General features: G+C 72.2%; 19 protein-coding genes and 1 other RNA gene. 9 read left to right on the top strand and 11 right to left on the bottom strand.

Annotated elements, in window-relative coordinates:
• Nucleotides 1-24 precede the first annotated feature (24 nt).
• Nucleotides 25-1,464, bottom strand: a complete 1,440-nt coding sequence (locus tag DEI95_RS09115) for a GuaB1 family IMP dehydrogenase-related protein (RefSeq protein WP_111060042.1) — start codon at nt 1,462-1,464, stop codon at nt 25-27.
• A 189-nt stretch (nt 1,465-1,653) separates the two neighbouring features.
• Here DEI95_RS09115 and DEI95_RS09110 point away from each other — a divergent pair, with 189 nt between their 5' ends.
• The gene (locus DEI95_RS09110; protein ID WP_181436258.1) at nt 1,654-5,361 is read left to right on the top strand and encodes a multifunctional oxoglutarate decarboxylase/oxoglutarate dehydrogenase thiamine pyrophosphate-binding subunit/dihydrolipoyllysine-residue succinyltransferase subunit; all 3,708 of its coding nucleotides are present in this window, start codon (nt 1,654-1,656) and stop codon (nt 5,359-5,361) included.
• A gap of 101 nt (nt 5,362-5,462) precedes the next feature.
• Here the strand turns inward: DEI95_RS09110 and DEI95_RS09105 are convergent, their stop codons facing one another.
• Genes DEI95_RS09105 through DEI95_RS09095 form a run of 3 tightly spaced genes read right to left on the bottom strand, consistent with a single transcriptional unit; the run spans nt 5,463 to nt 7,019 of the window.
• Nucleotides 5,463-5,900: a GNAT family N-acetyltransferase gene (locus DEI95_RS09105; protein WP_111060041.1), complete on the bottom strand. Its 438-nt coding sequence runs from the start codon at nt 5,898-5,900 to the stop codon at nt 5,463-5,465.
• A 58-nt stretch (nt 5,901-5,958) separates the two neighbouring features.
• Complete coding sequence (locus DEI95_RS09100) at nt 5,959-6,201, bottom strand: zf-HC2 domain-containing protein (protein ID WP_110825167.1); 243 nt, start codon at nt 6,199-6,201, stop codon at nt 5,959-5,961.
• The gene (locus tag DEI95_RS09095; RefSeq protein ID WP_110825236.1) at nt 6,198-7,019 is read right to left on the bottom strand and encodes a sigma-70 family RNA polymerase sigma factor; all 822 of its coding nucleotides are present in this window, start codon (nt 7,017-7,019) and stop codon (nt 6,198-6,200) included. The genes DEI95_RS09100 and DEI95_RS09095 overlap by 4 nt, the downstream gene beginning before the upstream one ends.
• Nucleotides 7,020-7,171: 152 nt before the next feature.
• Here DEI95_RS09095 and aroA point away from each other — a divergent pair, with 152 nt between their 5' ends.
• The 7 genes from aroA (at nt 7,172) to DEI95_RS09060 (ending at nt 17,291) form a co-directional block, all read left to right on the top strand.
• A complete protein-coding gene (aroA, locus tag DEI95_RS09090) occupies nt 7,172-8,590 on the top strand; it encodes a 3-phosphoshikimate 1-carboxyvinyltransferase (RefSeq protein ID WP_111060040.1) in 1,419 nt (472 codons plus the stop codon).
• The gene (gene rsgA / locus DEI95_RS09085; protein WP_110825169.1) at nt 8,587-9,639 is read left to right on the top strand and encodes a ribosome small subunit-dependent GTPase A; all 1,053 of its coding nucleotides are present in this window, start codon (nt 8,587-8,589) and stop codon (nt 9,637-9,639) included. The genes aroA and rsgA overlap by 4 nt, the downstream gene beginning before the upstream one ends.
• Nucleotides 9,640-9,727: 88 nt before the next feature.
• A complete protein-coding gene (locus DEI95_RS09080; RefSeq protein WP_111060039.1) occupies nt 9,728-10,513 on the top strand; it encodes an inositol monophosphatase family protein in 786 nt (261 codons plus the stop codon).
• A gap of 445 nt (nt 10,514-10,958) precedes the next feature.
• On the top strand, nt 10,959-13,700 hold the full coding sequence (locus DEI95_RS09075) for a LuxR family transcriptional regulator (RefSeq protein WP_111060038.1): 2,742 nt from the start codon (nt 10,959-10,961) through the stop codon (nt 13,698-13,700).
• A 48-nt stretch (nt 13,701-13,748) separates the two neighbouring features.
• Nucleotides 13,749-14,468, top strand: coding sequence for a M50 family metallopeptidase (locus DEI95_RS09070; protein WP_110901477.1), 720 nt, complete (start codon nt 13,749-13,751; stop codon nt 14,466-14,468).
• Between the two features lie 139 nt (nt 14,469-14,607).
• Nucleotides 14,608-15,987: an O-acetylhomoserine aminocarboxypropyltransferase/cysteine synthase family protein gene (locus tag DEI95_RS09065; protein ID WP_111060037.1), complete on the top strand. Its 1,380-nt coding sequence runs from the start codon at nt 14,608-14,610 to the stop codon at nt 15,985-15,987.
• Complete coding sequence (locus DEI95_RS09060) at nt 15,987-17,291, top strand: LLM class flavin-dependent oxidoreductase (protein ID WP_111060036.1); 1,305 nt, start codon at nt 15,987-15,989, stop codon at nt 17,289-17,291. The genes DEI95_RS09065 and DEI95_RS09060 overlap by 1 nt, the downstream gene beginning before the upstream one ends.
• A gap of 15 nt (nt 17,292-17,306) precedes the next feature.
• Here the strand turns inward: DEI95_RS09060 and DEI95_RS09055 are convergent, their stop codons facing one another.
• The 7 genes from DEI95_RS09055 to DEI95_RS09025 all read right to left on the bottom strand — a co-directional run bounded on the left by DEI95_RS09055 (nt 17,307) and on the right by DEI95_RS09025 (nt 23,513).
• The gene (locus tag DEI95_RS09055) at nt 17,307-18,119 is read right to left on the bottom strand and encodes a hypothetical protein (RefSeq protein ID WP_146243639.1); all 813 of its coding nucleotides are present in this window, start codon (nt 18,117-18,119) and stop codon (nt 17,307-17,309) included.
• A gap of 197 nt (nt 18,120-18,316) precedes the next feature.
• Nucleotides 18,317-18,692: a transfer-messenger RNA gene (ssrA, locus tag DEI95_RS09050) on the bottom strand.
• Between the two features lie 125 nt (nt 18,693-18,817).
• A complete protein-coding gene (gene smpB, locus DEI95_RS09045) occupies nt 18,818-19,294 on the bottom strand; it encodes an SsrA-binding protein SmpB (RefSeq protein ID WP_110825237.1) in 477 nt (158 codons plus the stop codon).
• A gap of 121 nt (nt 19,295-19,415) precedes the next feature.
• The gene (gene ftsX, locus DEI95_RS09040) at nt 19,416-20,330 is read right to left on the bottom strand and encodes a permease-like cell division protein FtsX (protein WP_110825176.1); all 915 of its coding nucleotides are present in this window, start codon (nt 20,328-20,330) and stop codon (nt 19,416-19,418) included.
• The gene (gene ftsE / locus DEI95_RS09035) at nt 20,327-21,082 is read right to left on the bottom strand and encodes a cell division ATP-binding protein FtsE (protein ID WP_110825177.1); all 756 of its coding nucleotides are present in this window, start codon (nt 21,080-21,082) and stop codon (nt 20,327-20,329) included. Before ftsE ends, ftsX begins: the two co-directional genes overlap by 4 nt.
• 76 nt (nt 21,083-21,158) lie before the next feature.
• The gene (gene prfB, locus DEI95_RS09030; RefSeq protein ID WP_110825178.1) at nt 21,159-22,268 is read right to left on the bottom strand and encodes a peptide chain release factor 2; all 1,110 of its coding nucleotides are present in this window, start codon (nt 22,266-22,268) and stop codon (nt 21,159-21,161) included.
• An 81-nt stretch (nt 22,269-22,349) separates the two neighbouring features.
• Nucleotides 22,350-23,513 carry a cysteine desulfurase family protein gene (locus tag DEI95_RS09025; protein WP_111060034.1) on the bottom strand — a complete coding sequence of 388 codons (1,164 nt, stop codon included), beginning with the start codon at nt 23,511-23,513 and terminating at the stop codon, nt 22,350-22,352.
• A 37-nt stretch (nt 23,514-23,550) separates the two neighbouring features.
• Here DEI95_RS09025 and DEI95_RS09020 point away from each other — a divergent pair, with 37 nt between their 5' ends.
• On the top strand, nt 23,551-25,623 hold the full coding sequence (locus DEI95_RS09020) for a glycogen-debranching protein (RefSeq protein ID WP_258367551.1): 2,073 nt from the start codon (nt 23,551-23,553) through the stop codon (nt 25,621-25,623).
• The last annotated feature ends 69 nt before the right edge of the window (nt 25,624-25,692 follow it).

Below are 25,692 nucleotides of genomic sequence, written 5' to 3'. Positions count from 1 at the left end.
CGTGGCGCGGGCGGCGCGACCGCGCTACCAGCTGACCGGCAGGGGCTTGCCCTCCTCGTACCCGGCGGCGGACTGGATGCCGACCAGCGCGCGGTCCGAGAACTCGGCCAGGCTCGTCGCGCCCGCGTACGTGGCAGAACTGCGGAGCCCCGTCGTGATCATGTCGAGCAGGTCCTCGACGCTCGGACGCTCCGGGTCGAGGAAGATCGTCGACGACGAGATCCCCTCGGCGAACAGCGCCTTTCGGGCGCGCTCGTACGGGTCGAGTCGCTCGAACCGCTCCCGCACGGCCTTGGCGGACGCCATCCCCCAGCTCTCCTTGTAGGCGCGACCGGCTGCGTCGCGGCGGAGCACGCCGGGTGCCTCGAGCGTGCCGGCGAACCACGAGCCGATCATCACGGCGGACGCCCCGGCGGCCAGCGCGAGCGCGACGTCCCGCGGGTAGCGGACGCCGCCGTCGGCCCAGACGTGCGCGCCGAGCGACCGGGCGGCCGCGGCGGTCTCGAGCACCGCGGAGAACTGCGGGCGCCCGACGGCGGTCATCATGCGCGTCGTGCACATGGCACCGGGGCCGACACCGACCTTGATGATCGACGCGCCGGCGGCGACCAGGTGCGCGACGGCGTCGGCGGTGACGACGTTGCCGGCGACGAGCGGGATGCCGAGCTGCAGGGCCGACACGGCACGGAGCGCGCGGAGCATGCCCTCCTGGTGGCCGTGGGCGGTGTCGAGGACGAGCACGTCGACCCCGGCGTCGGCGAGGGCCGAGGCCTTCGCGGCGACGTCGCCGTTGATGCCGACGGCCGCCGCCACCCGGAGCCGACCGGACGGGTCCACGGCCGGTCGGTAGATGTCGGAGCGGATGGCGCTCGTCGGGCTCGTCGTGCCGACGACCTTGCCGTGCCGCACGACGGGAGCGAAGTCCACGCCGGCCGCGGTCAGCACGTCGTACACGTGCCGCGGGGTGCCGGCGTCCTCGGCGTCGATCGCGACCGTCGCGCCGTGCAGCAGGTCGCCGAGGACGGCGTCCGCGCCGGCGGTCGCGAGCCGGGTCGCCGGCACGCAGCCGAGGTACTCGCCCGCCGGGTCGCGCACGACGATGCCACGGCCCTCGACCGGCAGGAGCTGCTCGAGCGCCTCGGCCACGGTCGCGTCGGCGCCGAGCTCGAGTGCGGAGTCGTACGCGACCGGCTGCGCCTTCACCCAGCGGATCGCCTCGGCGAGGTCCTGCAGGTGCATGTCCTGCGGCAGCACACCGAGACCACCGCGTCGGGCGAGCGTCGCGGCGAGGCGGGGACCGGTCACCGAGTTCATGTTCGCGCTGACGATGGGGATGGTCGCACCCGTGCCGTCGTCCGTCGCGAGGTCCACGTCGAAGCGGCTCGTCACGCTCGACCGACTCGGGACGAGGAAGACGTCGGAGTAGGTCAGGTCGTGGGTCGGCCGCGTCTCGTAGAACCTCATGGGGCCAATCGTACGGCGGCGGCGTCAGGCCCGGCCGGGAGGCCCCGCGACGCCCGCCGGGAGGCCCGACTCGCCCGCCCTCTCCCACCTCGCGGCCACGGAGGAGCGGCTAGGGTTGACGGCGTGCGGGACAGGGTTGCCCCGCACGACACACACGAGCATCAATCGACGGAGAGTGGGCGATCGGCTGTGTCGAGCCATCTGACCGGAACGGACGAGACCGCGGGCGATTTCGGCGCGAACGAGTGGCTGGTGGACGAGCTCTACGAGCAGTTCGTGGCCGACAGGAACAGCGTCGACGAGTCCTGGTGGCCTGTCCTCGAGAGCTACCACCGGACGCAGGCCGCCACGACGGACGCCGCCTCCGGCCCCTCCTCCACGCAGCAGCCCGCCACGGGAGAGGCGAAGACCCCGCTCCAGGCCCGCACCACCTCGCGCCAGCCGTCCCCGCAGCCGATCCCCGCCGAGGCGAACGACGCGGCGGACGACCACGAGGAGACCCACGAGGACGTCGCCACCCCGCTGCGCGGCATGGCGAAGACCCTCGCGTCGAACATGGACGCGTCGCTCACCGTCCCGACCGCGACCAGCGTCCGGACCATCCCGGCGAAGCTGATGATCGACAACCGGATCGTCATCAACAACCACCTGCGGCGTGCCCGCGGCGGCAAGATCTCCTTCACGCACCTGATCGGCTGGGCCATGGTGCAGACGCTCAAGGAGTTCCCGAGCCAGAACGTCTCGTACGAGGAGCGCGACGGCAAGCCCTTCCTGGTCACCCCGGCGCACGTCAACCTCGGCATCGCGATCGACGTCCCGAAGAAGGACGGCACGCGCTCCCTGCTCGTCCCGAGCATCAAGCGCGCCGAGGCCCTGACGTTCGGCCAGTTCCTCTCCGTGTACGAGGACGTCGTCAAGCGCGCCCGGGACAACAAGCTCACCCCGTCGGACTTCCAGGGCACGACGATCTCCCTCACGAACCCGGGCGGCATCGGCACCGAGCACTCGGTCCCGCGTCTCACGAAGGGGCAGGGCTGCATCGTCGGCGCCGGCGCCCTCGAGTACCCGGCGCAGTTCCAGGGGTCGGCGCCGAAGACCCTCATCGAGCTCGGCGTCGGCAAGACCATCACGCTGACGAGCACGTACGACCACCGTGTCATCCAGGGCGCCGGGTCGGGTGAGTTCCTCAAGAAGGTGCACGAGCGGCTCATCGGCCAGCACGGCTTCTACGACGACATCTTCGCCGCGCTCCGGATCCCCTACAAGCCGATCCAGTGGGCGAACGACATCAACGTCGACCTGGCGCACCGGGTGAACAAGACCGCGCGCGTGCAGGAGCTCATCAACAGCTACCGTGTCCGCGGGCACCTGATGGCCGACATCGACCCGCTCGAGTACCGGCAGCGCACGCACCCCGACCTCGAGATCGAGAGCCACGGGCTGACCTTCTGGGACCTCGACCGGGAGTTCGTCACGGGCGGGCTCGCCGGCACGACGACCGCTCCCCTGCGCGACGTCCTCGGGATCCTCCGCGACGCCTACTGCCGCACGGTCGGCATCGAGTACATGCACATCCAGGACCCGGAGCAGCGTCGCTGGGTGCAGGAGCGCATCGAGGTCCCGTACTCGAAGCCGTCGAAGGACGAGCAGCTCCGCGTCCTCGGCAAGCTCAACGAGGCCGAGGCCTTCGAGACCTTCCTGCAGACGAAGTACGTCGGCCAGAAGCGGTTCTCGCTCGAGGGCGGCGAGTCGACCATCGCGTTCCTCGACACGCTCATCCAGCACGCCGCCGTGGACGGTCTCGACGAGGTCGCGATCGGCATGGCGCACCGCGGCCGCCTCAACGTGCTGACGAACATCGCCGGCAAGACCTACGGCCAGATCTTCCGCGAGTTCGAGGGCACCCAGCTCCCGGGCACGGTCTCCGGTCAGGGTTCCGGCGACGTCAAGTACCACGTCGGCACCGAGGGCGTGTTCCGCGCCTCCGACGGGTCCCGCATCCCCGTCACGATCGCCGCCAACCCGTCCCACCTCGAGGCCGTCGACGGCGTGCTCGAGGGCATCGTCCGCGCGAAGCAGGACCGGAAGCCCGCCGGCACCTTCGGCACGCTCCCCGTGCTCGTGCACGGCGACGCGGCGATGGCCGGCCAGGGCGTGGTCGTCGAGACCCTGCAGATGTCGCAGCTGCGGGGCTACCGCACCGGCGGCACCGTGCACCTCGTCATCAACAACCAGGTCGGCTTCACGACGCCGCCCGAATCAGCGCGCACCTCGGTGTACTCGACCGACGTCGCGAAGACGATCCAGGCACCGGTCTTCCACGTGAACGGCGACGATCCGGAGGCCGTGGCCCGCGTCGCGGACCTGGCCTACGCGTACCGCGAGGAGTTCCACCGCGACGTCGTCATCGACCTGGTCTGCTACCGCCGCCGCGGTCACAACGAGGGCGACGACCCCTCGATGACGCAGCCGCTCATGTACAACCTCATCGAGGCGAAGCGCTCGGTCCGCACGCTGTACACCGAAGCCCTCGTCGGCCGCGGTGACATCACGCAGCAGGAGTACGACGACGCGCACCGCGACTTCCAGGACCGCCTCGAGCGCGCCTTCGCGGAGACGCACGAGGCGCAGACGGGCTCGGTGTCGACGCCCGCCACGGACGACTCCGGTGCCGTGAACGGCCTCGAGCGCCCGACCTCCCAACGCGACGACTCCGAACTCGAGGTGCACGACACCGCGGTCTCGCAGGAGCTCGTCGAACTCATCGGCGACGCGCACGGGAACCCGCCGTCGGGCTTCTCGATCCATCCGAAGCTGCAGCAGCTGCTCACCAAGCGCCGCGAGATGACCCGGACCGGCGGGATCGACTGGGCCATGGCCGAGCTGATGGCGATCGGTTCGGTCCTGACCGAGGGCAAGCCGGTGCGGCTCGCCGGGCAGGACGCCCGTCGTGGCACCTTCGTCCAGCGCCAGGCGGTCTTCCACGACCGGACCAACGGCCAGGAGTGGCTGCCGCTCGCGAACCTCACCGAGGACCAGGCACGCTTCTTCATCTACGACTCGCTCCTGAGCGAGTACGCGGCGATGGCGTTCGAGTACGGGTACTCGGTCGAGCGTCCCGAGGCCCTCGTGCTCTGGGAGGCGCAGTTCGGCGACTTCGCGAACGGCGCCCAGACCGTGATCGACGAGTTCATCTCGTCCGCCGAGCAGAAGTGGGGCCAGCGCTCCGGCCTGGTGCTCCTGCTCCCGCACGGCTACGAGGGTCAGGGGCCGGACCACTCCTCGGGGCGCATCGAGCGCTACCTGCAGCTCTGCGCGCAGGACAACATGGTCGTGGCTCGCCCGTCGACCCCGGCGTCGTACTTCCACCTGCTCCGGCGCCAGGCGTGGGCGAAGCCGCAGAAGCCGCTCATCGTGTTCTCCCCGAAGGCGATGCTCCGCCTGCGACAGGCGACGAGCGCGGTGACGGACTTCACCTCCGGCACGTTCCAGGAGGTCCTGGACGACGACCGCCTGCAGGCGAACGGTGTCGACCGCGGTTCGGTGCGCCGGGTGGTCCTGCACTCGGGCAAGATCCACCACGACCTGCGTGCCGAGGCGGAGAAGCGCGGTGTGACGGACGTGGCACTGGTCCGGCTGGAGCAGCTCGCCCCGCTCCCGCTCGACCGCATCCTCGAGGTCATCGCGGGCTACCCCGAGGCCGAGGTCGTGTTCGCCCAGGAGGAGCCCGAGAACCAGGGCGCCTGGCCGTTCGTCTGCATGAACCTGTCCCCGCACCTGGACGGTCGGCCGCTGTCCGTCGCGGCCCGGTCCGCGAGTGCGGCGCCGGCGACCGGCTCGTCGAAGCGCTCCGCCGCCGAGGCGGCCGAGGTCATCGACCGGGCGTTGCGGGCATGAGCGCTTGAGCGCGTCGGCCTGATGACGAGGGAGCGCCTCGTGCAGGAGTCCGTGGGACTCCAGCACGAGGCGCTCCGACGTCCGCGAGGGATCAGTACAGTTCAAACCAGCCTGGTGTAGCGGACGCCCGCCTCGTGGTAGCCGCGGCGCTGGTAGAACCGGTGCGCGCTGTCCGTCGCGGCGGCGCTCACGGCGCTCAGCTGGCGCGCGCCCTGCTCGACGGCCCACGTCTCGAAGGTGCCCAGGAGCGCAGAGCCGGTGCCGTGCCTCCTGGCCGTGGGGTCCACGACGAGCAGGAGCAACTGCGCGGTCGGCGCGTCCCCGGCGTACGTCCACGTGAGCTGAGCCCCGGCGACCGCGACGGGCCGACCGTCCTCCGCGCGCACGACCCACGTGCGGTGCCCGGCCTCGGCGGTGAGCCGGTCGAGGCGCGAGCGCATCGACGCGGGCTCGACCTGGTGGCCGAGCAGGCGCACCAACTCGGTCACCGCGACGACGTCGGGTTCGGTCCAGGTGCTGATCGGCTCGGCGTCGGTCATGCCCGCACCCTACCCGCTCGCGGCGCCGCGGCCGCCGGTGTGACGCGGCCGGGTGCGGTCAGTGTGTGGACTGCACCGCGCGGAGCCGGGCGAGGACCTCGCCGCGGAGCTGCTCGGGAGCGGTCTCCTGGCAGGCGCGCTTCACGGTCTCCATGAGCACCACGCCGACGCGGTGTTCCGTCAGGCAGTCCTCGCAGCCGTCCATGTGCTCGCGGATGTCCGCGGCGTCCTCGTGACGGAGCTCGTCGTGGAGGAACTCCTCGAGTTCCGCCTTCGCCTTCGAGCAGTCGCACCCGCTCATCGTGCGTCCTTCCGGGTCGTGCGGGCACCGGCCGTCGTGGCCGCCCGCGTACCTGCACCACGGCCTCGCCCGCGCATCGTCGCCGTCGACGCTGCGTCCGGGACGACACCGGTCTCGCGTGCGTGGTCCGCCAGCAGCCCACGCAGGAGCCGGCGACCACGGTGGAGGCGGCTCATGACCGTCCCCACGGGGGTCTTCATGATGTCGGCGATCTCCTGGTAGGAGAACCCCTCGACATCGGCGAAGTAGACCGCCATCCGGAAGTCCTCCGGGATGGCCTGCAGCGCGTCCTTCACGGCGGAGGACGGCAGGTGGTCGATGGCGTCGGCCTCGGCGGACCGGGCCGAGATCGACTGCGTCACGCTCTCCGCGCCGCCGAGCTGCCAGTCCTCGAGCTCGTCGATGGTGCCCTGGTACGGGTTCCGCTGGTTCTTGCGGTACGTGTTGATGAACGTGTTCGTCAGGATCCGGTACAGCCACGCCTTGAGGTTCGTGCCCTGGCGGAACTGCCGGAACGCGGCGAACGCCTTGACGAACGTCTCCTGTACGAGGTCCGAGGCGTCGGCGGGGTTGCGCGTCATCCGCATCGCCGCGCCGTACAGCTGGTCCATGAACGGCAGCGCCTGGTCCTCGAACAGGCGGCGCAGCTCGTGCTCCGAGACCGTCTTCGCGTCGACCGGCTCGTCGTCGGCGGTCGGGTCGTCCGACTCGTCCACCGTGTCCGACGCGGCGAGGTCCTCGTCCTCGACGGCGTCGAGCTGCGCCTCGGTCTCCTCGACCAGGTCGTCCGGTGCGTGCTGCGGTTCGTCGGTCGTCATCGCCCGCCAGTCTAGGCGGACGAGGACGTCCGGGCCCTGCGGCTCGGTCAACGTCGTGACGACCGTCGGCAGCTGGTCCGCGGCGGCCGGTCGTGACGGTGCGAGTGCGATCACCGTGCTCCTCCCGATGGGTTCAGTAGTGTGGTGAACCGATGGCAGCCACGACGCATTCCCGCCCCTGGACCGCCCCCGTCGCGCCGGGCCCGCTCGCCGGGGACGTCGCCCTGCCCGGGTCGAAGTCGCTGACGAACCGCGAGCTCGTCCTCGCCGCGCTCGCGGACGGCCCCTCCACGATCCGGCTGCCCCTGCACTCCCGGGACTCCGCCCTCATGACGACCGCGCTCCGTCAGCTCGGCGTCGGCATCGACGAGGTCGAGCCGGTCGCGGGTGACCCGGCGAACCCGTACGGACCGGACCTCCGCGTGGCGCCCGCCGCCATGCACGGCGGTGTCCGTGTCGACTGCGGCCTCGCGGGCACCGTCATGCGCTTCCTGCCGCCCCTGGCGGCACTGGCCGAGGGACCGGTCACGATCGACGGTGACCCCTACGCCCGCAAGCGACCGATGGCTGCGATCATCCGCGCGCTCGTCGACCTCGGCGTGGACGTCACCGACGACGGCGGCGGCGCGATGCCCTTCACCTTCGTCGGCAGCGGTTCGGTCCGGGGTGGGACGCTCGAGATCGACGCCTCGGCGTCCTCCCAGTTCGTCTCCGGCCTGCTGCTCTCCGCGCCCCGCTTCGACGAGGGCCTGCACCTGCGGCACGTCGGTGACCGGCTGCCGAGCATGCCGCACATCGCGATGACGGTCGAGGTCCTCCGTGCCCGCGGCGTCCGCGTCGACGAGCCGGGCGTCGGCGAGTGGGTCGTGCACCCCGGACCCATCGCGGCACGGGACGTGACGATCGAACCGGACCTCTCGAACGCCGCACCCTTCGCGGTCGCCGCACTCGTCGCCGGTGGGACGGTCCGGATCCGGACCTGGCCGACCGGGACGACGCAGGTCGGTGCCGACCTCGAGACGCTCCTGCCACTGTGGGGCGCGACCGTGACGCGGGACGGTGCGGACCTGGTGTTCGACGGCGGCGTCGGGGTCCGGGGTGGGGCCTCCCTACCGGGTGTGGAGCTGGACCTGACCCGCGGCGGCGAGCTCGCCCCGGCACTCGTCGCGCTGGCGGCCCTGGCCGGCGGCCCGAGCGAGGTCTCCGGGATCGGGCACCTGCGCGGGCACGAGACGGACCGGCTCGCGGCGCTCGCGGCGGACCTCAACGGGCTCGGAGGCGCGGTCACCGAGCGCGAGGAGGGCCTCCGGATCGAACCGGCGCGGCTCTCGGGCGGTGACTGGGCTGCGTACGAGGACCACCGGATGGCCACCGCAGGTGCCGTCGTCGGTCTGGTGACCGAGGGCGTCGCGGTCGACGACATCGGCTCCACCGCGAAGACGTTGCCGCAGTTCCCGGAGCTGTGGGCCGACCTGGTCGCCACGGCGGGCCGGACCGCTCCGGCAGACCGGGACACCGACGTCGCGGGAGCAGCGGGCGCGGCCGAGACAGCAGAGGGGGCGCCGGCATGAGCTGGTGGGACGACACCGACGGCGGCGACGAGGACGAGCCGTACGGCCAGTACGACGAGTCGAGCGTCCGCGTCCGGCCGAACCCGAAGGGCAACCGACCCCGGACGAAGACCCGACCGACGTACGAGGACGCGCCGTCGGGCTGGGTCACCAACGTCGACCGCGGACGCTTCGGCGTGCTCGTCACCGACGCGGACGGGGAGCACGTCATCACCGCGACGAAGGCCCGCGAGCTCGGCCGGAAGTCGGTCGTCACGGGCGACCACGTCTCGCTCACCGGCGACGTCTCCGGCAGCGAGGGCTCGCTGGCCCGCATCGTCCGGGTGGCCGAGCGGACGACCCTGCTCCGGCGGAGTGCCGACGACTCGGACGAGGTCGAGCGCGTCATCGTGGCGAACGCCGACCAGATGCTCATCGTCGTGGCCTCGGCGGACCCGGAACCCCGGCCGCGCCTCATCGACCGGTACCTCGTCGCGGCGTTCGACGCCGGCCTCGACCCGGTCCTCTGCATCACGAAGACCGACCTCGCCGACCCGGCGCCGTTCCTGGCGCACTTCGCCTGCCTCGACCTGCGCATCGTGACGAGCCGGGCCGACGACGTGCCGTTCGAGGCGCTGCACGAGCTCCTCGACGGCAAGGTGACGGTCACCGTCGGCCACTCCGGCGTCGGCAAGTCCACCCTCGTCAACGCGCTGACCGGCTCCACGCGGGCGATCGGCGTCGTCAACTCGGTCACCGGGCGCGGCCGCCACACGTCATCGTCGTCCGTCGCCCTCCGGGTGCGGGACGGCGGGTGGGTCATCGACACCCCCGGCGTCCGGTCGTTCGGCCTCGGGCACGTGCAGCCGGAGAACGTGTTCCGCGCGTTCGCCTCGCACGCGGTGCCGGTGCAGGACGCCCCGGACGGCATCCCGCTGCACCAGGCGCACGACTGGGAGATCGTCGACCGGGTCGCGGGCGGCGAGCTCGGGCCGACCGGGATCGAGCGGCTCGACTCGTTCCGGGCGCTCCTCACCGGGATGGGCGCGGAGGACCCCGGCACGGCGTGAGCTACCCCGCACGGTCTCCCCCGGCGTCGGGTGGACCCACTCGGCGGGGTCGTGCGGGGGTCCGCCGGACCGCCGCTACGCTCGACCCGTGGACCTCAGCGCCGACCTGGCATTCGCCCGTTCCCTCGCCGACACCGCCGACGCGATCAGCCTCGACCGGTTCCGCGCCGCCGACCTGCACGTCACGGAGAAGGCCGACCACACCGCGGTCACCGACGCCGACCAGGCCGTCGAGCGCGCCCTCCGCGAGCGGCTCGCCGCGGAGCGCCCGGAGGACGCCTTCCTCGGCGAGGAGACCACGGCGGACACCGGCGAGGAGGCCGTGAGCGCCGGACACCGCCAGTGGGTCGTCGACCCGATCGACGGCACCGCCAACTACCTGCGCGGCGTGCCGGTGTGGGCGACGCTCATCGCGCTCGCGGTGGACGGCCGTCCCGTCCTCGGGGTGGTCAGCGCACCGGCCCTCGGCAAGCGCTGGTGGGCGGCGGCGGGCCTGGGCGCGCACTCGTTCGACGGACCGCTGCACGTGTCCGGCGTCGCCGCCCTCGGGGACGCGAGCCTGAGCTACAACTCGCTGCAGCAGTGGGACGACGACGACCGGCTCGACGCCCTCGTCACGCTGTCGCGACGGGTCTGGCGCACCCGCGCCTACGGCGACATGTGGTCGTACATGATGGTCGCGGAAGGGGTCCTCGACGTCGCCGGGGAACCGGACCTCAAGCCGTGGGACATCGCCGCCCTCCTCCCGATCGTGGAGGAGGCCGGCGGCCGCCTCACCTCGCTCGACGGCGACCCCGGTCCGTGGCACGGCAGTGCGCTCGCCTCGAACGGCCTCGTGCACGACGCCGTCGTCGAGGTGATCCGCCGGGCCTGACCGCTGACGGGGCACCTGCGACCCTGCTCGCCCCAGCGCGACCGTCACCCCCCGTTCTGGGGGCACGCCTATCGGCGCATCGGACTGACGGTTCCTCCAGCACGACCGATGGTGGGTTACCGTTCTCGTGGCGGCAGGTCAGTACTCGTCGGGATCCCTAGTCCCGGTCACCACGGACCCACCGTCATCTCGTCCGACTGCCCTAACCCGAGGGGTGACCACGACGATGGATTCATCGTTCCCGAGCGGGACCGAGCCCACCCAGGCTCGTCGTCCGCGATCCGTCCACACATCGACCCTGCCAGTGTCCCGGGCCACCCACCCGATGCACACCGGCACCTCCCACCGCGGGGCCACCCACCCCGCCGCGGGATCACCCGCCGTCGGCTCCCCCGCCGACGTGTCCTGCTCCCCCGTCCCTGGCGCCGGAGGCCGGTGAGTCCGCATGGAACTCACCGGCCGACGCACTGAGGTCGACCGGATCACGACCCTCGCCGTACTCCCCCGGGAGTCCGCGCTGGTCGTCGTCGGCGACCCTGGCTCCGGACGCACGAGCGTCCTCGACGCGGCCAGTGGCCGCGTCCCCGTCCCCGTCGTCCGCATCGGCGTCAACGGGACCGAGTCCCGTTGGCCGCTCAGCGGCGTGACGACCCTCTTCGGCGCACTCGACGACCCCCGGGCCGCCGCGCACGTGACACGGATCCTCGCCACGGTCCGCGACGCGGACCCGTCCCGGGCGATCGTCGTGGCGCACGAGCTCCTCGCGACGCTGCGTGTGCTGCAGCTCCCGCCGACGCTCGTCCTCATCGACGACCTCGACCGGATGGACGCGGCGAGCCAGACGCTCATCGCGTTCCTCGCCGGTCGGCTGGTCGGCACGTCGCTGCGGATCGTGGCGACGGTGGCGAGCCTCCCGTCCGACGGGCCGCTGACGGCACTGCCGTCGATGCGCCTGGAGGCCCTGCCCGCGGACGAGACGCTGCTGCTGGCCCGCAGCATGGTCGCCGAGGACGCGAACGACGGCGTGCTCGCGGTCGTCGCCGAGCAGACCGCCGGCAACCCCGGCGTGCTCCGCGAACAGCTCGACGTGCTCAGTCGGGACCAGCTGCTCGGCTCCGAGCCGCTCGTGCTGCCGTTGCGACCCACCGACACCACCGGCCGGATCGCCGCCGCGGCCGTCGCCGGGACCGGCACCCGCGACCTCGAGGTCCTGGCCCGCCTGGCCCTGGTGCCCGTCACCCGCGCGGTCGGGCCGGAGTGGGACCGGGACGTCGTGGAAGACCTCGCCGCACTCGGTCTCGTCACGGTCCGCGGGCAGTCGATCGCCGTCCGTTCGCCGCTCGTGCGGTCCTGGCTGCACTGGCAGATGCCCGCCCGTGACCGTCGTGCCGCCCACGCCGGGCTGGCTGCGTCCGCCGACACCTCGGACCCGCGTGCCGCTGCCTGGCACCGGAGCTTCACTGCGGACGAGCCCGACGCCGTGGCGCTCCTGCACGCGGCGCGCGAGTACGCGGCCGACGGTGAACCCGGCGCCGCGGTCACGCTCACCGAACGGGCCCTGCACGTCGGGACGCGCTCGGAGCCGGAACACCTGGCGCTCCTGGCCGTCGCGGAGGTGCTGCTCACGCGCCGTCTCCTCGGCTACGCGGCGCGGTACCTCGCGGCGATCGAGCCGTTCGCCTCCCGCCTCGACGACGTCCGCCGCCTCCGCCTGCACTACTCGGTGCAGTACCTCAGCGGGGAAGCAGTGGTGGCCGACGAGCTCATCGTCCCCGCCGACGCCGGCGACCACGACGAGGCCCTGGCCGTGACGGGCCTCGTGGCCATGGTCGCGAGCTTCCGGGCCGAGGCGTGGGAGCTCGACCAGGCCCGTGAACTCCTGGAGCGCGCCGAACCGTACGAGCACGACCTCCCCACACCGACCGCACAGGTCCTCCAGGCCGCCCGCACCATGGTGGCCGCGATCGCCGGTCACCTGCCGGCCGACCGGGACCTGCACGACGGACTCGCGACGCCGAGCCTGCTCGCGCTGTCCGACCCGGCGCTGCTCATGCTCGCGCACGCGCTGAGCCTGTCCGATCGGCACCGGAGCGCCCGCCGTGTGTTCGCCCTGGTCCTCACCCGGTCCACGCACACCGCGCCGGTGTGGCTCGAGGCCGCGCGGTACCTCTCCGCGGAGAACGAGGTGCGGTCCGGCGACTTCCGCCTCGCGCACCGGGCCATCGACGCGTGGGAGTCCGGGTCGAGCGTGGTCGAGCGCCTCCGGGAGCCGTCGCGGGCGATCGCGATCGCGTGGCGGCACTTCCTCGAAGGACATCCCTTCGCGGCCCTCGACGTCCTCGACCGGTGCCTCGCGGACCGGTCCACGAGCGGGCTCTGGGGTGCGACGGCGAAGCTGCACGCGTTCCGCGGGCGGGTCCTGCTGTCCGAGGACCGGCCGGACGAGGCGGTCACCGCGCTCGAGACCGCGGACGCGATCGGTCGGACGCTGCGGAACCCGACGGTCCTCCGTCACCTCGGCGACCTCGTCGAGACGTACGTCCGGCTCGGCCGGACCGAGGACGCGCGGTCGACGACCGCTCGGCTCGCGGCCGACCACCGTGCGCACCCGTCGCGCTGGGGCGCGCTCGTGCTGGCGAGGAGCCTCGCGCTCGTCGCCGACGAGGACACACGTGACGCCGCACGGTACCGGGCGCTCGAGCTGTTCGAGCCGACGGACCCGCAGTACGAGCGTGGCCGCACGCTGGCCGCGCTCGCTGCGACGAGCACCGGCCCGGACCGCGCCCGACTCGGTACGACCGCTGCGGCTGCCTTCGAGGCCGCGGGGCTGCGGCGTCCGCTCGTCGCACCGCAGGGCGACGTCGCGATGCCCCCGGTCCACGCCGTCGTCGTGGACGGCGTCGGGGTGCACGCGGAGGCGAGCGGTACGGCGCCGGTCAGTGCGACCCGGTTCCGCACCGCTCCGTCGCCGACCACGCCCCGGAGCGCCCCGGACGCCGTCCCGGTCCTCCCCCTGCTCACCGCGGAGGAGCGTGCCGTCGTGCAGAAGGTGACCGAGGGGTACCGCAACCGCGAGATCGCCTCGTCGCTGTACATGTCGCAGCGGACGGTCGAACTGCGCCTCACGCAGATCTACCGGAAGGTGGGCGCCCGGTCACGCTCGCACCTGGTGGCACTGCTGGGGTGACGCCGGACTCCCAGTGAACACCAGCGGGCGGTCTGGGACGATGGCGCCTTGACCGCCCTGCCCGCCTCCGCCGTGTCCGGCGCCCTGCTCATCGGCGCCGTGCTCCCCCTCCTGCCGTTCCTCGGCCGGATCGCGCGCCTCGCCGCGACGATCGCCCACGAGGTGGGCCACTGCGTCGTCGTCGTGCCGTTCGGCGGCCGCATCCGGCGCATCGACCTGCACGCGGACGGCTCGGGTGAGGCGTGGGTGTCGCTGGGCCGGGTCCCGGGGGCCGTGCGGTGGCTCGTCCGGGTGCTCAACCTCTTCGCCGGGTACAGCGCACCGCTCTGGGCGGGGGCACTGCTCGTCACCGGTGCGGTGGTGGGCACGCCCTGGCTCCCGGTCGTCGTGCTCGGCGTCGTCGGTCTCGTCGCCCTGGCGTTCGTCCGGAACTGGTTCGGCCTGCTCGTCGTCGTCGGGTTCGACGCCCTCGCCCTCTGGGTGGCGCTCCGCCCCTCCGACCTCACCCTGCTCGTCGTCGCGGCCCTCGGCGCCGCGTTCCTCGTCGACGGACTCCGCTCGCTGCTCCAGGTGCTCCGCTGGCTGCTGACCGGGGCCCGCGTCCAGACGGACTTCCACATCGCCGCCGCCGAGATGCGCCTGCCCGCCGTCGTCTGGTTCGTGCTGTTCCTCGGCGTCAACGGCGTCGCGGTGTGGGCCGCCCGCGGACCGCTGCTCGCCGTGTGGGACACCGTCGTGGTGGGCGTCCGGGCGGTCGTCGGGGCGTAGCCGGACACCCGGACCGACGGACGCCGCACCCGGGATGCCGTAACGCGACGTCGTGTTCGCTCCCCCCGGCGCCGGGGCCTGCGAGAGTACCGCCCACAGCAGACCCGAGAGCGCGGGGCGGCAGCACGGAGGTGGACGGATGACGGACGAGCGACCCGGGTTCGCGACGGAGCAGGTGCACGGCGGGTTCCTCCCGGACACCGGACACGGCGCGCGCGTCCCCGCGATCCACATGTCCTCGGGCTTCCTGTTCGACGACGCCGCGCAGGCTCGCGACCGCTTCGCCGGCACCGACGACGGCTACACGTACACGCGGCTCGGCAACCCGACGAACGGGGACGTCGAGCGGCGCATCGCCCTCCTCGAACACGGCACCGAGGCCGTCCTCGTCGGCAGCGGACAGGCGGCGGCGACGGTCGCGTTCCTCGGCCTGCTCGCCGCCGGGGACCACGTGGTCAGCGCGTCGAGCATCTACGAGGGCACCCGCGGACTGCTGCTGCAGAACCTCGGACGACTCGGGATCGAGGTCGACTTCGTCACCGACGCGCGTGACCTCGACGCGTGGGCCGCCGCGGTCCGCCCGGAGACGAAGCTCTTCTTCGCGGAGACCATCCCGAACCCGAAGAACGACGTCCTCGACATCGCCGGCGTCGCGGAGGTCGCGCACCGAGCCGGCGTCCCGCTCGTCGTCGACAACACCCTCGCGACCCCGTACCTCGTGCAGCCGGTCGACCACGGCGCCGACGTCGTGATCCACTCCGCGTCGAAGTTCCTCTCCGGCCACGGCGCCGGGCTCGGCGGTGTCGTCGTGGACGGCGGCCGTTTCGACTGGACGGTGACCCCCGAGCGCTGGCCGCACCTGACCCGGTCGGACCGTGCCCTCGGCGGTGCGAGCCACACCGACCGGTACGGACGCGGCGCGTTCATCGCCTACGCCCGGGACGTCGTCGCCGCCCGCATCGGCCCCACACCGTCGCCGTTCAACGCGTTCCTCCTCCGCCAGGGCATCGAGACCCTGTCGCTGCGCGTCGAACGCCACGTCGCGAACGCGCTCGCCGTGGCGACCTGGCTCGAGGCGCAGCCGGAGGTGACGAGCGTGGACCACGCGGGGCTCGCCTCCAGTCCGTACCACGACCTCGCCCGTCGCTACCTGCCGCGCGGTGCCGGGTCGGTGTTCGCCTTCACGCTCGCCGGCGGCGAGGTCGCCGCGCACGCCCTCATCGACGCGGTCCGGCTCTTCAGCCGGATGACCCACCTCGGCGACGTCCGGTCGCTCGTGCTGCACCCCGCGTCGACGACGCACGCCGGACGGACCCCGGAGGAGCGCGCGGCGCAGGGCATCCACGACGGGCTCGTCCGCCTGTCGGTGGGGATCGAGGACGTCACGGACCTCATCCGCGACCTGGAGCGCGGGTTCACGGCCGTCCGTGCGCTCGCCGAACCCGGCCGGGAGGCTCGCCCCGACCCCGCGACGGACGGCGCGACGGTCGGCGTCCCGGCCCCGGCAGGCGTGCGCTGATGGCCCGGATGCAGCACATCGGCTACTTCTTCTCGCGGGGCTTCGGGCCGCAGGCGTGGGGCCGGCCGGACTGGCACTGGGGGCACGACTGGACGAAGCCGGACCTGTACCAGCAGTCCGTCCGGGCGCTCGAGGACGCCGGGTTCGACCTCGTCATCGCGGAGGACGCGATCTCGCTCGGGAACCCCGCGACGCTCGACCTCCGGATCCGCCAGGCGTACGGCGGCCCGAAGCACGACCCGCTCCTCCTCGCGCCGTGGCTGTTCGCGGCGACCCGGCACATCGGCATCGCCCCGACCGTGAACGCCGGGGTGACGCCGCCGTACCTGGCCGCCCGGCAGCTCGCGACCCTCGCGCACCTGTCCTCCGACCGGCTCGGGGTCAACGTGGTCACCGACGTCGGCAGCGCCCGGCACGCCGGCCTCGACCCGGTGCCGCACGACGTCGCCTACGACCGCGCCGAGGAGTGGACCGGTCTGCTCCGCCGCCTCTGGCACTCGTGGGGCGACGGGTACGTCGGGTCCGAGGCCGACTGGCACTTCGCGGACGGCGACCGCCTCGACGCGTTCAGCCACGCGGGCGAGCACTTCCGCACCGCCGGGCCGTTGAACGCCCTCCCGCTCGCCACGGACCCGGTCGTGGTCTCCCCCGGCGGGTCCGGACGCGGGCTCGGCTTCGCGGGGACGCACTCCGACGTGCAGCTCGCCCTCGCCCCGCTCTCCGCGGCGGCGGTGTCGGCGTACCGGCGGACGGTGCACGACGCGGCCGCCCGCGCCGGTCGCGGCCCGGAGGACGTGCGGGTCCTCTTCGTCCTGAAGCCCGTCGTGGTGTCCTCGGCGGCCGAGGCCGACCGTGTCGTCGAGGCCTCGCGGCACCCCTCGGACGACGACCTCCGCGCCGCCGCCCTGGCCTGGTCGAGCGACGCGGAGACCGACCTGCTCGCGCTCGACCTCGACGCGCCGATCCCGGAGGGCACGTTCGCCGACCACGTGTCCGCCGGCACGGTCCGCGGACTCGTCGGGGACACCCCGGACGCACCGCTCCGGGAACTGCTCACCCGGAAGGCCCGGCTCGGCCGCGTCGCCGACCGGTCCGGGTTCGTCGGGACGGCGGAGGAGTTCGCGGACTTCATCGAGGAACTCGGGTCGGACGCGGACAACGACGGCGTGATCCTGTCGGGCGACCTGCACCCGGCGCAGGTGTACCGCATGCTCGGGGACCTGGTGCCGGTGCTCCGGCAGCGCGGGGTGCTGCGCCGGGAGTACGGCGACGGTGGGCTCCGGTCGAACCTGTTCGACTTCTGACCCCCGCGGGACGGGCTACTTCTTCTTCTTCGAGGCCTTCTTGTCGGACTTCTCCTTCCCGTCCGACTTCTTCTTCCCGCTGTCCTTCCCGCCCGACTTCTTCTTCCCGCTCACCTTCTTGTCCGACTTCTTCCCGCCCGACTTCTTCTTCCCACCGGGCTTCTGCGCGTCGGCATCGGGAGCGTCGGCACCGGAACCGTCGACACCGGAACCGTCGACACCGGGACCGTCGACACCGTCGACCGGTTCGACCACGACCGAGGCACCGGTGTCCGTGATGGTCCCGACCGCCTGCCCTTCGACCTCGGTCGCGAGCGCGTCCTCGATCCGCTCGACGACGATCTCGGCGCCGGACCCGGCGAGACGCACCAGGGCCTGGGCGGCACGGAGCCGCGTCGTCGACCGGCGGGCCAGGGCGTCCGCACGTGCCCCTTCGAGGAAGGTCCGCAGCGCACGCTCCGGCTGGCTCCGGCCACGCGGCGCCGCGCGGTCGAGACGGTCGAGCGCGCCGGCCGTCCCCGCCATGTCGTCCTCGACGTGCTCGTGCCGCACGGTCTCGACGAGCGCCGCGACCGCTGCCGCCGCCTGCTCGACCGCGGGGCTCCGCTGGTCCATCACGACGAGCATCTCGAAGACCGCGCCGTAGGACATCGTCTCGAGCCGCACCGGCTCCGCGCCGCGCCCGCGTAACACCAGACGGGCCTCCGGCGTCGGCAGCCACGCGACCACGGCCGCGACCGAGGCGACGGACCCCACGATGCGCTCGTACTCGGCCAGGCCCAGACGGTCCTGCTGTCGCAGACGGACTCGGATCGCGATCTCCTGCACGGGGTACCTCTCGCTCGGGTACGGCACCGCGGACGCGGAACCGTGCCCTCGAACGTAGTCCTCACACCCGGCCGCTCCGGCGACGCGCACCCGCGCCTGCGCAACGGGCCGGGACACGCAGAACGCCCCGCACCGTCCGAGGACGGTGCGGGGCGTTCTGTGGCGACTCACGTGACAGTGGTCCGACGATCGGCAGGTGGTGGAGATGGGGGGAATCGAACCCCCGTCCATCGCTGCAATTCGACGTCTTCTACGGGCGTATCCGGATGTTCGTTCTGCTCGGCCCCGTCCGTTGCTACCGGCTTCTCGGACGACAGGCCCAGTCTCAGTGCACGTCCCGCACGGCCCTGAGGCACAACCGCGCAGCAAGTCCCCTTGATGACGCCGGACTCAGGTTAGGGAACGATCACCTGGCCGACGGACTTCATGTGCTGGGCTGCTTACGCAGCGAGAGCGAAGTCAGTGCGCTTGGAATTGGCACTTGTTGTTTTCCACGGATCGTTGACGAGATGACCGTGGGTCCTCGGCCCGCTTCCCGTCGGCACACAGGCGATGTCGAAACCGATCATCCCCATGCAGGCCGTCGTGCGGACCACTGTCACGCTGTTGAGTTGCCAAGCCCGTCCCCGGAGACCTCCGGGTCAGGCAGCTGTTCAGTCTACCGACCGGACAGCATCAACGCTAGTCGACCCGGCTGGTCACTCGCCGAGTCGGTTGCGCGACCGCATGGCCCGCTCGGCCTCGCGCTTGTCGGTCTTCTCGCGCAGCGCCTGGCGCTTGTCGAACTCGCGCTTGCCCTTCGCGACCGCGATCTCGACCTTGGCCCGGCCGTCCGAGAAGTAGATCTTCATCGGCACGAGCGTGTACCCGCCCTGCGCGGTCTTGTGCGAGATCTTCACGATCTCCTGCTTGTGCAGGAGCAGCTTGCGCTTCCGCCGCGGTGCGTGGTTGTTCCACGTGCCCTCGGTGTACTCGGGGATGTGCACGGCGTCGAGCCACGCCTCCCCCGCGTCGACGAACGCGTACCCGTCCACGAGCGACGCTCGGCCTTCCCGCAGCGACTTCACCTCGGTCCCGCTGAGCACCATGCCGGCCTCGTACGTGTCCTCGATGAGGTAGTCGTGGCGCGCACGACGGTTCGTCGCGACGACCTTCTCCCCGCGTTCCTTCGCCATGCCCGGCTCCTTCTCGATGGTGTGCACTCGCCCGTGCGAGCCGCCCAGCATATCGAACACGGACGGGCCCGCGCACCTTCCCGGTGCGCGGGCCCGTCCGGGGTCCGCGGGCGTCGCCCGATCAGACCTTGAGGTAGCGGCGGATCGCGATCGACGCCGACAGCGCCGCCAGGACGACCCCGATGACGATCACCGCCGGGACCACGACCGCCGCGTCGTCCATGCCGATGAACGCGGTGCCCGAGAAGCGCTTCGTCAGGTAGTTCCGGACGAAGAACCAGACCACCGCCAGGATCGCGCCGCCGGCCAGGACCGCTCCCACCGCAGCGGCGATCACGCCCTCGAGCACGAACGGCGTCTGGATGAACCGGTTCGACGCCCCCACCAACCGCATGATCCCGAGCTCCCGGCGTCTCGAGAACGCAGACAAGCGGATCGTCGTCGCGATGAGCAGCACCGCGGCGACGAGCATCAGGGACGCGATGCCGATGGCCGTGTAGGACGAGGCGTTGAGCAGGTTGAAGATCGGCTGCAGGTACCCGCGTTGGTCGACGACGCTCTGCACGCCCGCGACCTTCGACAGGCTCTCCACGAGCACGTCCGCCTGCGACGGGTTCTTCAGGTTCACCCAGAAGGTCTCGTTGAGGTACTCGGGCTTGACGAACTCCGTGGCCGGGGAGTCCTTGAACTGCTGCTTGAACCGCGTGTACGCGTCCTGCTGGTCCTCGAAGTAGGACTTCTCGATGTACGGCTGGAGCGTCGACGAGTCGAGCTGCTGCTTGATCTGGTCCCGCTGGTCCGCGGTCGCCTTCGCGCCGGTGCAGTTGCCGGTCGTGTCGGTGTCGGTGCACAGGTACACCGCCACCTGGGCCCGGTCGTACCAGTAGCCCTTCATCTGGTTGATCTGCATCTGGAGCAGGATCGCGGTGCCGACGAAGGTCAGCGAGATGAAGGTCACGAGGACGACCGACACCACCATCGAGGCGTTCCGTCGGAGACCGGAACCGACCTCGGCCATGACGAGTCCGAGCCTCATCGGATGAGCCCCGGGATCGTCTGGATGCCGGTCGTGTTCGAGACACCGCCGCGCTGGATCGGCAGGGCCTGGGTCTGGTACCCGCCGGCCTGCTCGTCACGGAGGACCGTGCCGCCGGAGAGCTCGATGACCCGCCGCTGCATCTGGTTCACGATGCTCGCGTCGTGCGTCGCCATCAGGATCGTCGTGCCTCCCTGGTTGATGCGTTCGAGGAGCGCCATGATGCCCGCCGAGGTCGTCGGGTCGAGGTTGCCGGTCGGTTCGTCGGCCAGCAGGACCGCGGGCTTGTTGACGACGGCACGGGCGATCGCGACGCGCTGCTGCTCACCGCCCGAGAGCTCGTGCGGCATCCGGGTCGCCTTGCCGGAGAGCCCGACGAGCTTGAGCACGTCCGTGACGGACTCGCTGATGAAGCCCTTGCTCTTGCCGATCACCTGCAGCGAGAACGCGACGTTGTCGAACACGTTCTTGTTCGGGAGCAGCCGGAAGTCCTGGAACACCACGCCGAGGTTGCGGCGGAAGTACGGGACCTTGCGGGACGAGAGCGCGCCGAGACGCTGTCCGAGGACGTGGATCTGCCCGCGGGAGGGCTTCTCCTCCTTGAGGACGAGCCGGAGGAAGCTCGACTTCCCGGAGCCGGACGCACCGACGAGGAAGACGAACTCACCCTTGAGGATCTCGAGGGTGACGTTGTCGAGAGCGGGACTCGGGTTGCCCGAGTACACCTTGGTGACCTGGTCGAATTTGATCATGACCGGATCAGGGTAGGTCGCGATCCGGTGATCCTGCTCCAGGCGCGCGGCTCACGACCCCGTGGACTCGTGCAGGTCAGTCCTCGTCCGGGCGCTTGCGCCAGCGGATCCCGGCGTTGATGAAGCCGTCGAGGTCGCCGTCGAACACCGCCGAGGGGTTGTTGACCTCGTAGTCGGTGCGCAGGTCCTTGACCATCTGGTACGGGGCCAGCACGTAGTTGCGGATCTGGTCGCCCCAGCTGGCCGTGATCGTGCCCGCGAGTTCCTTCTTCTTCGCGTTCTCCTCTTCCTTCTTCAGGAGCAGGAGGCGCGACTGCAGCACGCGCATGGCGGCGGCACGGTTCTGGATCTGCGACTTCTCGTTCTGCATCGAGACGACGGTGCCGGTCGGGATGTGGGTCAGGCGCACGGCCGAGTCGGTCGTGTTGACGGACTGCCCGCCGGGGCCGGAGGACCGGAACACGTCGACGCGGATGTCGTTCTCCGGGATGTCGATGACGGCGGTCTCCGGCATGAGCGGGATGACCTCCACCGCGGCGAAGGACGTCTGGCGCTTGCCGGCGGCACCGAACGGCGACATCCGGACGAGGCGGTGCGTGCCGGCCTCGACCGACAGCGTGCCGAACGCGTGCGGACCGTCGACCTCGAACGTGGCGGACTTGATGCCCGCTTCCTCCGCGTAGGAGGTGTCCATCACGGTGACCTTCTGGTCGTGCTGCTCGGCGTACCGCAGGTACATGCGCATGAGCATCTCGGCGAAGTCCGCGGCGTCGACACCGCCGGCGCCGGCACGGATCGTGATGACGGCGGGACGGTCGTCGTACTCGCCGTCCAGGAGGGTCTGCACCTCGAGCTCGCCCATGGTCTTGGTGATCGCGGCGAGTTCGGCGAGCGCCTCGTCGGCGGACTCCTGGTCCTCCGCCTCGTTCGCCATCTCGACCAGGACCTCGAGGTCGTCGAGGCGCTGCTCGGTGGCCGTGAGCTTCTTCAGCTCGGCCTGCCGGTGCGCGAGCGCGCTCGTCACCTGCTGCGCGTGGTCGGTGTCCTCCCACAGGTCGGGCGCGCCGGCCTGCTCGCTGAGCTCCGCGATCTCACGCTCGAGGCGGTCCACGTCGACCACCGAGCGGATGTTCCCGAAGGTCACGCGGAGGGCGTTGACCTGTTCGGCGATGTCCAGTTCGACCATGGTCCCCGATCCTACCGGCGCTTCCCGGACGGGAGGACCGGGCCGGCCCCGTCCCGTCGCCCGCGGAACCGGGTGGGCCGGTCAGCGTCCGAGCGACGGTTCCCGGGACGCCATGCCGGCGGCACCCGCGCGCGCCACCGCTGTGGGCAGCGCCGCCAGGAACGCGTCGACGTCGTCGTCCGTCGAGGTGTGTCCGAGCGTGATGCGGAGCGCACCGCGCGCGTCGTCCTCGCTGAGCCCCATCGCGAGCAGCACGTGCGAGGCCTCCGGGACCCCGGCCTGACACGCGGACCCGGTGGAGACGGCCACGCCGGCGGCGTCGAGCAGGAAGAGCAGGGAGTCCCCCTCGCAGCCGGGGAAGGTGAAGTGCGCGTTGCCCGGGAGCCGGTCGTCCGGGTCCCCCATGAGCACCGCGGTGGGGACCGCGCTGCGGACCCCGGCGACGAGCCGGTCACGGAGGTGCCGGACGTCGGCGTGCGGCGAGGCGGCGGCCACCCCGAAGGCGGCGGCCGCCGGCGCGTCCTGGGTCCCGCTCCGCACCTGCCGCTGCTGGCCCCCGCCGTGGATGAGCGGCTCGACGACGGCGCGACGCCCGAGCACGAGGGCCCCGACGCCGACCGGTCCGCCGATCTTGTGCGCCGACACGCTCAGCGCGTCGAGCCCGGACGCGGCGAAGTCCACCGGGACCTGGCCGTAGGCGGCGACCGCGTCGCTGTGCACCGGCACGCCGGCGTCGTGCGCGAGCGTGACGATGCGCTCGACCGGCTGGATGGTGCCGACCTCGTTGTTCGCCCACAGGAACGTCACCAGGGCGACGTCGTCCGCGGCGGCGAGTCGGGCCTCCAGTGCGGCCAGGTCGACCCGACCCTGCGCGTCCAGCGGGACGACGTCGACGACGGCGCCCTCGTGGCGCTCCAGCCAGTCGACGGTGTCCACCGTGGCGTGGTGCTCGCCGGCCGGGACCACGATGCGGGGTCGCCGTCGGTCCCGCTGGCGCGCCCAGAACAGGCCCTTCACGGCGAGGTTGATGCTCTCGGTGCCGCCGGAGGTGAAGACGACCTCCACCGGGTCGGCGCCGAGCGACGCGGCGACCCGCGCGCGGCCGTCCTCGAGCAGCATGCGGGCGTGCTGGCCGGCGCTGTGGATGGACGACGGGTTCCCCACGGTGCGCAACGCGTCGGTGAACGCGGCGAGCGCCTCGGGCAGGATCGGCGTCGTGGCGGCGTGGTCGAGGTAGACGGGCACGGGGTACCCCTTTCTGGAGCGTTTTCAGGATACCCGGGTGTCCTCGTACCCTGGGGTCGTGTACCAGACGGCGATCGACACCATCCCGGGCTTCCGGCTCGACGACGGCGACCCGCGCTTCGCGCTCCGGTCGGCGACGGCGACGGCCGCGGCGGTGGTCGTCGACGGCCGCGGACGCTTCGACCTCACCCGGCAGGGCGACTCCGACCTGTGGACCGCGGTCACCCCCGGCGTCCGAGCGGGTGACGCGTACCACCTCCGCGTCGACGGGCCGACGGGGCCGCGGCACGGGTTCGACCCGGCGCTGCCGCTCCTCGACCCGTACGCGCGGGGCATCGTCCCCACCGGGCACGACCCGGTCGACGGCGCCGACACGGACGGCCACCCCCGGTGGACGAGCGTCGTCGTGGACGGTGCGTTCGACTGGGGCGGTGTCGGCAAGCCCGAGGTGCCCCGCGACCGCGTGGTCGTCTACGAGGCGAACGTCCGCACCCTGACCGCGGCGAACCCCGCCGTGCCGGAGGACCTCCGCGGCACGTACGCGGGCGTCGCGCACGAGAGCACCATCGCGCACCTCCAGCGGATCGGCGTGACGACGCTCGAACTCCTCCCCGTGCAGGCGTTCGACACGGAACGCTGGCTCCGCGAGGCCGGGCGCGAGAACGCATGGGGCTACAACACGCTCGGGTTCTTCGCCCCGCACGCCGGGCACGCCTCCGCCGCCGCACGGGCAGCGGGTGCGGACGCGGTGCTCCGCGAGTTCAAGGGCATGGTGCGACTGCTCCACGAGGCCGGCATCCAGGTCGTGCTCGACGTCGTCTACAACCACACGGCGGAGGAGGGCCTCGGCGGCCCGACCACGTCGCTGCGCGGCATCGACGGCGCGAACCGCTACCGGTGGTCCGACACGGACACCTACTACGACACGACGGGCTGCGGCAACACGCTCGACACCTCGGTGGAGGCGACCGCCGACCTGGTCCTCGACAGCCTGCGCTACTGGGCGCGCGAGGTGCAGGTCGACGGGTTCCGCTTCGACCTGATGGCCGCGCTCGCCCGGGACGCCGACCACCGGTTCGACCCCGAGCACCCGCTGCTCGACCGCATCCGCAGCCACCCGGACCTGCAGGACACCCTCGTCATCGCCGAGCCGTGGGACGTCGGCCCGGACGGTTGGCGCACCGGGTCGTTCGGTGCCGGGACCCTCGAGTGGAACGACGGCTTCCGGGACACCGTCCGGAAGTTCTGGCTCGGGGACGTCGCCGACGAACGCCGGCACGGCTCACCCGACACCGGGATCGGCGGCCTCGCCGGCGCACTGACCGGGTCGCAGCACCTGTTCGGGAGCCGCGGGCCGCTCTCCGGCGTCAACTTCGTCACCGCCCACGACGGGTTCACCCTCCACGACCTGGTGTCGTACGACGCCAAGCACAACGCGGCGAACGGCGAGGACGGCCGCGACGGCTCGAACGACAACCGCTCGTTCAACCACGGCGTCGAGGGCCCGACGGCGGACCGCGGCGTCCGCGCTGCCCGTGGTCGGTCGATGCGGAACCTCATGGCGACCGTGCTGCTGTCCGCGGGCGTCCCGATGATCACCGCGGGCGACGAACGCAGCCGCACCCAGCACGGCAACAACAACGCGTACGTCGTCTCCGAGGACCTGACCCCGGTGGACTGGTCCGACGACGAGGACGCCGAGTCGATGACCGAGACGGTCGCGGCCCTCACCCGCCTCCGCGCCGCACACCCGGCACTCCGTCCGTCACGCTTCGGCGTCCCCGGGCAGACCACGCCGTCGGCGTCCCGGATGACCTGGTACGGCCCGGACGGTCTGCCGATGACCGCCGAGGGCTGGGACCAGCCGATCCACCGCGCGCTGCAGTACTTCGTCGAGTCCACCCCGGAGCACGAGCCGTACGACCGCGTCCTCGTCGTCGTGCACGGCAGCGGCCGCACCCGCGACATCACGCTGCCGTCCCGCGAGGACGTCTTCGCGTACCGGCTGGCGTGGTCGAGTGAGAAGCACCGGGACCACGAGCGGCACCGCCCCGCCGGCACCGTGTTCACGGCCTACGGTCCGGGCATCCACGTCTTCGAGGTCGTCTGACGATCCGTCGCGCCGCGGCCGGTCCGCCGGGCCCGACACACCAAACGGGGAACACGGACGGCCCGGCCG

The sequence above is a fragment of the Curtobacterium sp. MCBD17_008 genome, from assembly GCF_003234475.1.
In the GTDB taxonomy this organism is placed as follows: Bacteria; Actinomycetota; Actinomycetes; order Actinomycetales; family Microbacteriaceae; genus Curtobacterium.
The sequence above is the reverse complement of the archived record's forward strand: the minus strand, read 5'-3'. Positions and strand labels throughout refer to the sequence as shown.